This window comes from Christiangramia echinicola DSM 19838 (assembly GCF_000423065.1).
Classification (GTDB): Bacteria; Bacteroidota; Bacteroidia; order Flavobacteriales; family Flavobacteriaceae; genus Christiangramia; species Christiangramia echinicola.
This window is the reverse complement of the sequence record NZ_AUHG01000011.1, coordinates 303910-316672: the sequence shown is the minus strand read 5'-3', so window position 1 is coordinate 316672 and position 12763 is coordinate 303910. Positions and strand designations below refer to the sequence as shown.

Below are 12763 nucleotides of genomic sequence, written 5' to 3'. Positions count from 1 at the left end.
ATGACCGGCAGTTAATTCAGAATAACAGATCATATTCGTGGATTTTAAGAAATATCCTATGGTACCGCATCTTTTATATTATTTCCAGAACTTTTATAATTATAGTTATATTGTATAGGTTCAAGCAAACGACCAACTAAAAATTGCAATTTTTATGAAAAAACTCTTTTTCCTGTTTCTCATCACCTTGATCTCCTGCAATAGTGAGCCTGAAAACGTAGACCTATTAATTACAAATGCCACTGTACTTGATATTGAGCAGAACAAAAAATGGGTGAACAGGTTTGTCGCAATACGCAATGATACGATCGTAGCGGTAAAAACCATGCGCGATAGCGATGACTTTATCGCAAGGGAAACCTATGACGCCAAAGGCGGATTTGTAATGCCTGGTCTTTGGGATAACCATGTACACTTTAGAGGAGGCGATACCCTGGCATCTGAAAATAAGAATTTGCTGCCTTTATTTCTGAAATATGGTATCACTACCGTTCGTGATGCGGGTGGGGATATTAGCGAAGAGGTATTCAAATGGAAAAGTGAAATTGAGAATGGAGAAATTACTGGTCCGCGAATTTTTTCTTCCGGTCCAAAACTGGATGGGGAAGATCCGGCATGGCCGGGATCCATTTCTGTCACTTCTGAAGATGACGTTCAAACGGCACTGGATTCACTCAAAAAAATGAATGCAGATTACATTAAAATTTATGACGGAAGTATTACCAAAGAGATCTATTACGAAATCATCAGGGAAGCTGAAAAGAGAAACCTGAAAGTAACGGGGCATATGCCAATGACTGCAGATGTGACTGAAGCCGTGAAATTTGGACTGGATGGAACGGAACATTTGTACTATGTTATGAAAGCAGCTTCAGCTAAAAAAGACAGTATCGAAAAAGCTGAGTCCGGCTACGCTATGATCGTGCCGCTGGCAAAAACTTACAATGATTCTATTGCAGAACTTGTCTTTGATGAACTTTCCGAATCGGAATTTTATGTTACTCCCACGCTTTATATTGGCAAAGTATTGGAGAATCTCGCGGATGAAGACCACAGTAAGGATGAATTACTTCAGTTCATAGGTCCGGGAATACAGGAAACTTACCAGGGCAGAATTATGTCTGCCAAACGCGCAAAAGAATCCGGTACCAGCATGCGTGATCACACAGAAGAAGTTTTTAAGAAGATGATAAGACCCATGTACAATCATGGAATAAGAATTTTGGCGGGATCAGATTGCGGACCCTATAATTCCTTTATTTATCCGGGCGAATCATTACATCAGGAACTTAAAGCTTTAGTAGATGCGGGGTTGAATACTCAGGAAGCATTGCTTACATCAATAAGGAACGGGCCGAGATTTTTTGATCTTCACAATTCATTCGTAAGGGTGGAAAAAGGAAGAGTGGCAGATTTAATTATACTTTCAGATAACCCGATGGAAAATATTGAAAATCTTGGATCTATTAATACTGTGGTATCTGGGAGTAAAACTATAAAAGTTTCAGAATTAGCGAATTAAATACCTTGACCTTCTTAAAAACAAGACATAAAATAAGCCCTCTTTGCAGAGGGCTTATATTTTTAAGGATGCTGGAAATTAATCCCAATCGAATTTATAGGTTGCTCCGGCAAGTACCTGAATTCCCTGAACATCATAATCCATCCATTTCTGATAATTATTATCCAGTAGGTTGCTTCCTTTTACAAAAGCAGATAGACGGTCATTGAACCTGTATCCTAAATGAGCATTGGCATCAAAATAGCTATCTAGTGTTACGATAGGGTCTTCAAAAACTAAACTGATAGATCTGTTCTCATCTTTTCTCTCTCCAACGTAGAATAAGTTTGCCCCGGTATACCATTTTTCAGTGATCTGATAATCGGCATTAAGACTGGCTTTCATGGTAGGCAGGTTCCAGGCTTCAGCCTGAACATCTGTACTATAATCAAAGAACTCACCGTTTATTCCTAACCTGAAATTTCTGTTTACATCTACATTCAATTCAGCATAAAAAGATAGGGTCTTTACATCATCATAAACGACTTCGAAACTATTCCCGTAAGTGTAAGGCTCCCCATCTAAGGTCGAGGCTTCATAATTTCTTCGGAATAAAGGCTTATTCACTTCAGACTGATAGCTAGCTCTGGCATTATAAGAAACGGCATTGCTAAGCTTCCCCTTTCCTCCCAGATAACCTTTGTATGCATTATCTGTAGGCTGAATCATCAAGGTTGGTGATACATATGGATTTTGCTGATGAAAGTTATAATAAGTATTCTGCTGCAAGTCTCCATCTACCCCAGCATAGGCTGTAAAGTAATCCCCTGCTAATCTATAGCTGGCAGATACCTGTGGGTATATATAGAAACTTCCGTCACTGTTTTCTACGTCCATTCCATAAACAAAGTTCACCCCAAGATTTATACTTAAGTCATCTCTTAAAATTAGAAGACTTGGAGCCGCGTTAAAGTTCATATAAGTATAATCGTAACCTATAACAGAATCATACATCCTGTCAAAAACACCATTTACTATATCTGCCCCGATCTTTGTTGAAATAAGTTCTTCTGCGATCTCGATCTCGAATAAACCTTCCGCGTTAAAGTGGTTTTCAGCAGTACTATACGAGTCTCCTGAATGGCGAAAACGTGCCTTGGCGCTATTGAAAAATGAATCGTATAATTCTATTTCACTCCCCAGGTACACAGAATAATAGTTTTGTGCGGGATCCAGATCTACAAGTTCCTGATCGGTTACACTGGCGGTTTCCGGCAGACCATACCAGTTAAAAAGCTGGTGTTCTCCACCTACCTCGGCTATCCAGGAAAGGTCACGATTTCTGGTATTATAATTCAGGTTAAGCTCTGTATCATAAAATTTGTCGTCCAGACGAACCTCTTCAATTCCTCCCTGGGACGAGTTATGAGTGAGAAAAATTCCGAAATTACTACTTCGGTCTATCTCCATATTAGAATAGAATTCAGCCAGTACATTAGAGTAATTACCGAAACCAAGCGTGGCATAATTATCATATACCTTAGGAGGTCTTACTCTTTCAACAGTTGTAGCTCTACCCTTTGCCGGGGTAAAAGTTGAAGCCACCGGAACCGAAAAAATGGAATATTGCACCTGCTTCTTCTGAAGACTTACAGAATCATTCCGGTTTGGAGTTTCTCTTATTTTGTTCGCGTCTCTCACAGACGGAGTATAAGGTTTTACAACAGTTACCTTTTCGCTCCCGATAGGATCCTGGGCATAAAGGACCCCACTAAATATGAACAGACTACAAAACAGACTTTTCTTGATTGCTTTAAATCGCATATAGCAGTGAATCTATTAGATTAAGTTTAGTTATTTGTTTCTACGGAAGAGTTTGTCTTTGCTTCCTGGGCTTTGATTTTGGCTAATTCAGCCTGGGCTTCTTTTACAACTTCAGGATATTTCTGAAAGTTTTTGGTCACATTCTCAAGGATATAAGTCGCCTGGTAGGCATCATTTAAAGCATAGAAGTTTTTGGCCATAAGGACCAGACCTTTTGCTCCCCATAATTTATATCCGGCAAAATCTTTAGCAAGAATCTGGACCGCAGCATTTGAGGCTTCATGGTTACCATCCTTATGTTTAAAATAAGCATCATAGTAAAGTGCCTCTGCTCCAAGTTCTCCGGTAGCAGTTTTCTGAACTTCTTTGTAAGCTGATCTTGCTTTATTGTCGTTTCCAGATCTTATCGCAGCCCTCGCTACCATAATTCTGGCATCATTTCTTGCCTCGGTTTCTGCACTTGCATTATTCAACACCTTTTCAGCATACGCATTTGCCTTAGCGAAGTTTCCTGTTTCATAATAAGACTTCATCAGGTTTTGCTGAGCGAATACTACATTCTGTTCATTATCTGCCTGAATTTCTAATTTTTCGAGTAGTGGCAGTGCCTGAGTGTAATCCTTCTTCTCTAAATAGATCTGAGATAACCTGGCTAAAGCCTGTTCGCTAAATTCATTCTTAGGCTTCGAAGTCACATACCTGTAATTTGAAATTGACCTGTCTACATTCCCATTTCTATAATACAATTGGGCCAGGTAGAAATTGGCATTTATAGAGTGGATCCCGTTAGGGAAATTCTGAATATACTTTTCGAAATTAGCGATGGCCTTATCAGTATTATTATTCAGATACTGATTTTCTGCAGCTTCGTAAGTCGTGTTATCAAGATCTGCATCACTCACTTCCACGAAGTCTATATTTCTTACCCAACTGGCATATTCATCTGTTCTTCCAAGATCAACATATACGTTTCTGGCCGTAGAAACCGCCTGTTTTGCTTCAGGGGTATTAGGATATTCAGCAACTACTTTCCTTAATCTTTCCAGCGCCTTATTTCCTTCATTGTTATTATAATAAATAAGTCCCTGTCTCAACATCGCTTTTGGAACCAATGCACTTTGAGGAACATCTCTTATCAACCTGTTATAAGACTGTATTCCCTGATCGATTTTATTTGCCGCCACATAGGTATTACCTAACTCATACATAGCATCATCGCGATATGGTGAACGAGGGTATTTGTTGGTGAAACTATTAAGCTCTTCGATCTTAGTGTCGTTTCTATCTACGAAACCGTAACTGATCGCTTTTTGAAAAGCTGCATAATCTGCATTACTTACTCCATTATCTATAGCTTTTTGATAAGCCTCCATAGCTGGCCAGTACTGACTGGTCACATAGTAAGTATCCCCTAGCCTTAGTAATGCATCGTTCTTTTTAGCACCTTCGGCATTAGCGCTTGAAGTATAAGATTTGAAATAATTTACCGCCTGTGAATAATCGTTCTTTTTGAAATAAGCATAACCAATATTATAATCAAGATCTGCATATTCATCTGTTCCTTTAGCCGCGCTCATTCCTTTAAATTCGCGGTAGCCCAGGATCGCGTCTTCCATTCTATTGATGCTGTATTCGCTTTCTGCCTTCCAGAATGTAGCTTTAGCAGTGATGTCCTGGTCACGAGGTTCTTTCAATGCTTTATCGAAATTCTTGATCGCGGCTTCATAATCTCCTTCTTCAAAAAGTTCTAATCCATAATAATAAGCTACCTTTTGATACGCCTGTTTATCGCTGAAATTTCTATTATTCTCCAGCAATCTCATCGCCTCTTCATAGTTCTTGGAAGTAATGAAGGAGTCTATCAAAAGACTTTCCATTGCAGCCTTATTTTCAGAATCTGGATATTTATTGAGATAATTGATCAAAACCTGCGACGGACTTTCATAAGAGTTCCCGATCTCGTAGCTCAGTTTTGCATAATTAAACAAGGCATCTTCCTGTATCTTCGCATCGAATTCCATTTCACTGGCATTCTTAAATGCATTCAACGCTTGTTGCTTCTGACCTGATTCCAGGTAAGATTGTGCCAGGTGATAATAGGCATTTTGAGCTATCGCATTTTTACCGTCAACAATCTTATTAAATTCATTGATGGCCGCTTCATAATTCCCCTGCTTATAATAGGCATACCCTAATTGGTAATAATCTGTATTATTCCATTTTCCACGTAAACCATTATATCCTTTTAAATAAGGAATCGCTTCTTCATATTGTTCCAGGTTGAAATAACTCTCCCCTATGATCTTGTTCAGCTGAGGAATTTCCTGGCGATTAGCATTTGGCAATTGTTCCAGGCCTTGCTCTATAGCCTTTTCAAAATTCCCAAGTTTGAAATTCATATCTGCCTGGAAATAAGAAAGATCTTCAGAGTATCTATCATTACCCTTTACTTCCTCAAAATATTCGTTAGCCTCTTCATAATCATCTCCTTCGTAGGCAATATAACCAAGGTAATATTTGGCCTGAGAACCATATTCTTTAGAATCTCGAACCCTGTTGAAATAAGTTTGCGCCTCTTCGAAGTTATTAGACCTGAAATATGCATAACCGTTATTGAAATAATAACGTTCTCGATCCTTCTTGCTCATGGCTTTTTCGTCCACACGATCGTACCATCTTCTGGATAAAGCATATTTCCCGGTTTGGAAATAGTAATCGGCTACATCAAGGTAAGCCGAATTGGTTTTTGTACTGGTAGGATACCTCGTTACGAAGTTCTCCATTAATCTATCTGCTCCTGGCTGGTTCATCCTCACCGCTGCATTCGCTATGTAATAAGCAGCGTCTCCTTTAATCTTTTCATCATCGGTCTCATCCTTCACCTCATCAAAGAGATTCTGGGCAGCCAGATATTGCTCATTATTATACAATTCAAGAGCACGATTAAAGTCCACCAGCTCATGCGTATAAGCGGCAGATTGCTGACAAACAGCAGAAAATGAGATAGATATAAAAACGACTAGCAGGTAAGCACTTCTAAGTGTCATTTATGATGTTTTAGATTGGAATTCAAAGATAATTTAAAGCTTGCTTCTATAACGTCGATAAAGTTCTATAATTATGTTAATGGAAAAAAAAGTATGCGATGGCCTTTTGAAAAATGTATATTTGAAAGCCCATAGTAGGTATTTTAATTGGTGGCTTTCAATCATTGTTTGAACAATAAACTTGAAGAACTGCCGATTAAAATTAGAAAGATTTATAATTCAGCATTTTAAACCAAATCAAAATTTCATGTCTCAAACTGTTCTGGAATTAACCAACGCGGCCATCTATCAACGTGAAAGCCTTATTTTATCTGAAGTTGATGTTAAGGTAAATAAGGGTGATTTTGTTTACCTCATCGGTAAGACCGGAACCGGGAAAAGTAGCTTCATGAAAACACTTTATGGCGATCTACCACTAACTGAAGGTGAAGGACATATTGTAGATTTTAATCTAAGAACTTTAAAGGAAAAAGATATTCCTTTTTTACGTCGTAAACTTGGAGTGGTTTTTCAGGATTTCAAATTATTGACAGATCGTAATATTAAAGACAACCTTTTATTCGTATTGAAAGCCACTGGCTGGAAAGACAAAAAAGGAATGGATAGTAAGATCGATGAAGTTCTGGACAAGGTTGGAATGAAAACCAAAGGATTTAAGTATCCCTACCAGCTGTCGGGTGGAGAACAGCAAAGGGTAGCTATTGCCAGAGCATTATTAAATGATCCTGAATTGATCCTTGCCGACGAGCCTACCGGAAACCTGGATCCACAAACTTCTGTGGAAGTTATGGAAGTTCTGCAGGAGATCAGTAAGAATGGAAATACGATCCTAATGGCTACGCACGATTATGCGTTGCTTTTAAAATATCCTTCCAAGACTTTAAAGTGCGATGGGCAACGAGTTTTTGAAGTTGTGCAGAAATCGCTTTAGTATGAAAGACATAAGAGTCGCTTATGGCATTGCAGCCTTAAATATAATTCTGCTGATTGTTATAGTTTGGCATGCTTATCCAAATGAATTTGACCTTGGATTCTGGCTTCAATTTACATCTAACACCCTAATCTTAATTTCCATGATCACTTCTATCAGACATATCAGAAATCAAAAGTGCGAATCTTAGTTTTCTGAAAAATATACACATCACCCTGAACTTGTTTCTGGGTCTTAACAATCTTTGTCCTCCCCAACAAAAGATGCTGAAATAAATTCAGCATGACGGAAATTGCAGAACGTTTCTGGGGTCTCGACAACATACTTGATTTTAAACAAGAGATCATGAAAAAAAAATTCAGCATGACGAAAATCGCAGAACGTCACCCTGAACTTGTTTTAGGGTCTTAACAATCTTTATCCTTCCCAACAACAGATGCTGAATTAAATTCAATATGACGCAATCTTATATTCCTAATCCTATCTAAAATCTTTCTAGAAGCTCTACATTTTTGATAACTTGTAGCAACTTCAAAAAATATAATGGAAATACTAGGAATAGACATAGGTGGCTCTGGAATCAAAGGAGCTATTGTAAATCTAGAAACCGGAGAATTCGTAGCTCCTAAGTTCAGAATCCCCACTCCTGAATCCAGAGAGCCAGAAGAAATGGCCCGGGTTATAAAATCCCTTGTTGAACATTTTAAATATGAAGGTGTTGTAGGTTGTGGTTTCCCTACGATTGTAAAGAAAGGAATTTGCAAAGATGAAGGCAACCTTAGTAAGAAATGGGTTGGAGTTAATATCGAAGAACTATTTGAAAAAGCCACAGGATTAAAATTCGCAGTTATAAATGATGCTGATGCTGCCGGCCTGGCTGAAATTAAATTTGGAGCAGGGAAAGAAGAAGATGGTTTTACTCTAATGATCACCGTAGGCACGGGACTTGGTAGCGGCGCTTATTGTAGCGGTGACCTTATCCCGAATTTTGAATTAGGACAATTATCCTATAATGAATATGAAAAGATCGAAGACTGGGCAGCCTCTTCAGTTAAAAAAAGAGAGAAACTCAGCTTTAAGGAATGGGGATCAAGATTCAATATTTTCCTCAACCATATTTATAAGATCCTTAATCCAGACCTGATCCTGATTGGTGGCGGTATTTCTAAAGATTGGTTAGAATTCAAAGACCAGTTAAATGTCAATACTAATATAGCTCCAGCGAAATTGAGAAATAAGGCCGGCATCATGGGCGCAGCAATTGCCGCTAAACATAAATTCCAACCTAGAAATTAAACTAAGCTTCCTGAACCGGTTTTTTATTAATGAACAGGTAATAGATATTTACACAAACAATAGCAACGTTGGTAATTATTACGGGCCAGGAATAAAGAAGAATTCCGTAAGCTACAAAGAACAAACACCCAATACTGTTAACATAACGCAAGGTTACAATATTCCTCATAAGAAAGGAAAGCAGCACAAAAAATGAAGCCAGGTAGCCGATCCACTCGGTGATTGAAACTCCTAAAAATTCAGTCATTTTATAAATTTACATAAATTAGGTTATAAATAAGACACCTTTGCGGCGGCCTATTTTAAATAACCTCAACTATCCCGAGGGAAGGTTAACCTGAATAATTCTGTAATTAACTGAAAATTTCCTCTTTACTACGTTTTTGCTGTCTACTTTTCTTAAGATTCATTTGCACTACTGCCAGAAGTATAAGTCCAATTCCCAGCCATTGAACAATATTCACCTGTTCATTCAGTAAAAAATAGGCCATAAGAACGGCCGCAGGTAATTCAATAGAAGAAATGATCGCACCAAGACCCACATCAATTTTCGGCATTCCGGCAGTATATAATAACGGAGGTAGGATAGTCCCAAACAAAGCTAATATCAATCCCCAGTTCAGAAAAATATTAGTATTAAACTCGACGATCAAATACGGTAGCGTAATAATACTTACCACGATAAAACCACCTAGCATCATCCATAGACTTCGTTTCAGGGAATGCATATCCAGAGAAACTGTGTTAGAGCAATAGATCGTTCCTGTATAGGACATCGCGGCCAGAACTCCCCAGCCTATTCCCCTCCAGTCTATCTCGAATGAATCTTTGAAAACATTGGTTGCCAGTAGCGTCCCTGCAAGAATCGCTATTACTGCAAGAATCTTTTTTGTGCCTGGCCTTTTCCGTTTCATGATGGCTTCCAGTACAACACCCATCCACACACTCTGCATCAACATAACGATTCCAATAGAAACCGGTATATATTTGACGGCGAGATAATAGAAAAAACTGGTTAAACCTAATGTTGTTCCAGCCGCGATCAATTTCAGTTTACTGAGTTTCCTGGAAGTTCCGGTTTCAGCATTATCCTTCTTGCGCACAAAAAGATTTATGAGAAAAAGTCCCAGTAGTCCTAGCGCCATTTGTGAAAAGGTAACTTCATGCGAAGTATAACCATCCTCATAGGCTAATTTCACAAAAGTGGTTAGCATCCCGTAGCTACACGCTCCAAGCGCTACCAGAATTGATCCTTTTAGTACAGATTTATCCATGTATTTTAAACAATAAAGTATAGAGCATTCCATAGTTAGCAGAATACTCTCGCAGGCAGTTATTTTAAATCTTCAGGCAAAATTTTGCATGAAAAAGCCCGCCTAACGGCAGGCTTTTCAAAATTATATATGATAAGATTATATGATCTTATTTCTTTTTCGGTCGTTCTCCGTCAGATAGATTTTTCTTAATCTTAAATGATGTGGAGTAACCTCAACATATTCATCTTTCTGAATATATTCTAAAGCTTCTTCCAAAGAAAACTTGATCGCAGGAACGATCTTCGCTTTATCATCTGCACCAGATGAACGTACGTTAGAAAGTTTCTTGGTTTTAGTGATATTCACCGCCATATCATCCTGACGTGAGTTCTCACCAATTACCTGACCTTCATAAATATCCTCTCCCGGATCTACGAAGAACTTACCTCTATCCTGAAGTTTATCGATAGAATAAGGAATAGCTTTTCCTTTCTCCATAGAAACTAAAGAACCATTCTGTCTTTCAGGAATTCCACCTTTTAGAGGCTGGTACTCTTTATATCTGTGTGCCATGATCGCTTCACCTGCAGTAGCAGTAAGCAACTGGTTTCTTAGACCAATAATACCTCTTGAAGGAATAAGGAATTGAATATTCATTCGCTCTCCTTTAGCTTCCATAGAAAGCATCTCCCCTTTTCTCATAGTCACCATTTCCACGGCTTTACCAGAAACATCTTCCGGAAGATCAATAGTAAGCTCTTCAATTGGCTCACATTTCACTCCGTCAATTTCTTTGATAATTACCTGTGGCTGACCAATCTGAAGCTCATACCCTTCTCTTCTCATTGTTTCAATAAGAACAGATAAGTGAAGTACACCTCTACCAAAGACCATGAATTTATCTGCACTATCGGTTTCGTTAACACGAAGTGCAAGGTTCTTTTCAAGTTCTTTATACAGTCTTTCCTTGATATGTCTTGAAGTCACAAACTTTCCGTCTTTTCCAAAGAAAGGAGAATCGTTAATTGTGAAAAGCATGCTCATTGTAGGCTCATCGATAGCGATCGTTTTAAGTCCTTCAGGATTTTCAAGATCGGCAACAGTATCACCAATTTCGAATCCTTCCAGTCCAACGATAGCACAAATATCACCTGCCTGTACTTCTTCGATCTTTCTACGGCCTAAACCTTCGAAAGTATGTAGTTCTTTAATTCGGGTTTTCTTGATGCTTCCATCACGCTTCACCAAAGAAACCTGCTGATTTTCCTTCAGGGTTCCTCTCTGTAATCTTCCAATCGCAATACGACCTGTAAATGAAGAGAAATCCAGAGAAGTAATAAGCATTTGAGGAGATCCCTCAAGATCTACTTTAGGAGCAGGAATATGTTCCATAACCATATCAAGCAAAGGCTCGATATTATCGGTTTCATTCTTCCAGTCATCACTCATCCAGTTGTTTTTCGCCGAACCATAAACGGTTGGGAAATCCAGCTGCCATTCTTCAGCACCAAGTTCAAACATAAGGTCAAAAACCTTTTCATGAACTTCATCTGGAGTACAGTTTTCTTTATCTACTTTATTTATAACCACACATGGCTTCAAACCAAGATCGATCGCTTTTTGAAGCACGAAACGAGTTTGAGGCATTGGTCCTTCAAAAGCATCTACCAGTAGCAATACACCATCGGCCATGTTCAAAACACGTTCTACTTCACCACCAAAATCGGCGTGACCAGGAGTATCTATAATGTTGATCTTAGTGTCCTTGTAAGTCACTGAGACGTTCTTGGAAGTGATCGTAATTCCACGTTCTCTCTCCAGATCATTATTATCCAGGATAAGTTCACCCGTAGATTGGTTATCACGGAACAATTCACAGTGATGCATAATTTTATCAACCAAAGTAGTTTTACCGTGGTCAACGTGTGCGATAATCGCGATATTTCTAATAGCTGTCATGTAGCCTTATTTTTAAGGCTGCAAATGTACAGCTATTTTTCGCTAAACCATCGTAGTTTTAAAAGATTTTAATTTACTGATAATCAACAACTTTAAGCTTAAAAATTTAATTCAGCATTAACAGCCTAACTCCAGGTATCTCCAGGAATTGACAAAAGACTAAAAAATCTCCTAAAAAAGTTAATTCTCAAATAGGACTCAATTTCATTTTTCGGCCCTATTTATCTGAATCACAAACAGAAAAATATGACTCCATTTCCGGGCATTGTTAAATCTGAAAAGCTTCGGTGTTAAACAGCTTTAAAAAATTGAACCTTCCTAAACAGGCTTATAGTTTTGGGGTCAAACAAAAGAAATTATTATGAATTTAATTAAAGGATTATTTTTATCAGTATTAGCATTAGGAGTTGCAAGTTGTGACGATGACGATGATAATGAGAACATGGAAAACATGATGTCTTATGAGGCACAACTAGGATCTATTAATGACTCTGGAGCGACCGGAACCGCTACAGTGACTATGCAGGGAGACATCCTTACAGTAAATGTAATAGCTCAGGGAATGACTCCTAACCAGGCTCACCCGCAACACATTCACGGTTTAGAAGATGGTGAGAATGGAACCTGCCCTCCAGCATCTGCAGATACAGATGAAGATGGTATTATTACTATTCCAGAAGGAGCTCCATCTTACGGAGAAGTTCTACTTCCTCTGCAGGATTTTCCAACAGCCGATGCTGACGGAAACATCAATTATGAAAAAACTTTCATGTTAGGTGAAAATGGAAACCCAACTGTAGAAGACCTTGACGATCTTGAAGATCGAGTAATTGTACTTCACGGTATAAATAACAATGATGAATATGTTGCTACTATTCCGGCTGCCTGTGGGGAACTGGAAGAAATGTAAGAATTCACGTAATTGATATTAAGTAAAAACCGCCTGTAT

9 protein-coding genes are annotated in these 12763 nt (G+C 38.5%); 4 read left to right on the top strand and 5 right to left on the bottom strand.

Features of this window, described 5'->3' with window-relative positions; all coding sequences use genetic code 11:
• The first annotated feature begins 154 nt into the window (after positions 1-154).
• Positions 155-1522: an amidohydrolase family protein gene (locus G530_RS0106510; RefSeq protein WP_026933763.1), complete on the top strand. Its 1368-nt coding sequence runs from the start codon at positions 155-157 to the stop codon at positions 1520-1522.
• A 78-nt stretch (positions 1523-1600) separates the two neighbouring features.
• Here the strand turns inward: G530_RS0106510 and G530_RS0106505 are convergent, their stop codons facing one another.
• A complete protein-coding gene (locus G530_RS0106505; protein ID WP_026933762.1) occupies positions 1601-3325 on the bottom strand; it encodes a TonB-dependent receptor in 1725 nt (574 codons plus the stop codon).
• A 26-nt stretch (positions 3326-3351) separates the two neighbouring features.
• Positions 3352-6372 (bottom strand): tetratricopeptide repeat protein, encoded by a 3021-nt coding sequence (locus tag G530_RS0106500; RefSeq protein ID WP_026933761.1) that lies wholly within the window; start codon positions 6370-6372, stop codon positions 3352-3354.
• Positions 6373-6619: 247 nt separating this feature from the next.
• Here G530_RS0106500 and G530_RS0106495 point away from each other — a divergent pair, with 247 nt between their 5' ends.
• Both G530_RS0106495 and ppgK read left to right on the top strand, forming a co-directional pair.
• Complete coding sequence (locus G530_RS0106495) at positions 6620-7303, top strand: cell division ATP-binding protein FtsE (protein WP_026933760.1); 684 nt, start codon at positions 6620-6622, stop codon at positions 7301-7303.
• A 543-nt stretch (positions 7304-7846) separates the two neighbouring features.
• Positions 7847-8599, top strand: coding sequence for a polyphosphate--glucose phosphotransferase (gene ppgK / locus G530_RS0106475; RefSeq protein ID WP_026933758.1), 753 nt, complete (start codon positions 7847-7849; stop codon positions 8597-8599).
• 1 nt (position 8600) lies between these two features.
• Here ppgK and G530_RS0106470 read toward each other — a convergent pair whose 3' ends face one another.
• The 3 genes from G530_RS0106470 to typA all read right to left on the bottom strand — a co-directional run bounded on the left by G530_RS0106470 (position 8601) and on the right by typA (position 11814).
• Positions 8601-8846, bottom strand: a complete 246-nt coding sequence (locus G530_RS0106470; RefSeq protein ID WP_026933757.1) for a hypothetical protein — start codon at positions 8844-8846, stop codon at positions 8601-8603.
• 106 nt (positions 8847-8952) lie between these two features.
• Positions 8953-9873 (bottom strand): EamA family transporter, encoded by a 921-nt coding sequence (locus G530_RS0106465; protein WP_026933756.1) that lies wholly within the window; start codon positions 9871-9873, stop codon positions 8953-8955.
• 138 nt (positions 9874-10011) lie between these two features.
• Positions 10012-11814 carry a translational GTPase TypA gene (gene typA / locus G530_RS0106460; protein ID WP_026933755.1) on the bottom strand — a complete coding sequence of 601 codons (1803 nt, stop codon included), beginning with the start codon at positions 11812-11814 and terminating at the stop codon, positions 10012-10014.
• Positions 11815-12175: 361 nt separating this feature from the next.
• On the opposite strand from typA, the gene G530_RS0106455 reads away from it, so the two are divergent.
• A complete protein-coding gene (locus G530_RS0106455; protein WP_026933754.1) occupies positions 12176-12724 on the top strand; it encodes a CHRD domain-containing protein in 549 nt (182 codons plus the stop codon).
• Positions 12725-12763: the final 39 nt, after the last annotated feature.

Coding starts and splice junctions, on each gene's coding strand:
- G530_RS0106455 (WP_026933754.1), top strand. CDS start 12,176: ATGAATTTAATTAAAGGATTATTTTTATCAGTATTAGCATTAGGAGTT.
- typA (WP_026933755.1), bottom strand. CDS start 11,814: ATGACAGCTATTAGAAATATCGCGATTATCGCACACGTTGACCACGGT.
- G530_RS0106470 (WP_026933757.1), bottom strand. CDS start 8,846: ATGACTGAATTTTTAGGAGTTTCAATCACCGAGTGGATCGGCTACCTG.
- G530_RS0106510 (WP_026933763.1), top strand. CDS start 155: ATGAAAAAACTCTTTTTCCTGTTTCTCATCACCTTGATCTCCTGCAAT.
- G530_RS0106495 (WP_026933760.1), top strand. CDS start 6,620: ATGTCTCAAACTGTTCTGGAATTAACCAACGCGGCCATCTATCAACGT.
- G530_RS0106505 (WP_026933762.1), bottom strand. CDS start 3,325: ATGCGATTTAAAGCAATCAAGAAAAGTCTGTTTTGTAGTCTGTTCATA.
- G530_RS0106465 (WP_026933756.1), bottom strand. CDS start 9,873: ATGGATAAATCTGTACTAAAAGGATCAATTCTGGTAGCGCTTGGAGCG.
- ppgK (WP_026933758.1), top strand. CDS start 7,847: ATGGAAATACTAGGAATAGACATAGGTGGCTCTGGAATCAAAGGAGCT.
- G530_RS0106500 (WP_026933761.1), bottom strand. CDS start 6,372: ATGACACTTAGAAGTGCTTACCTGCTAGTCGTTTTTATATCTATCTCA.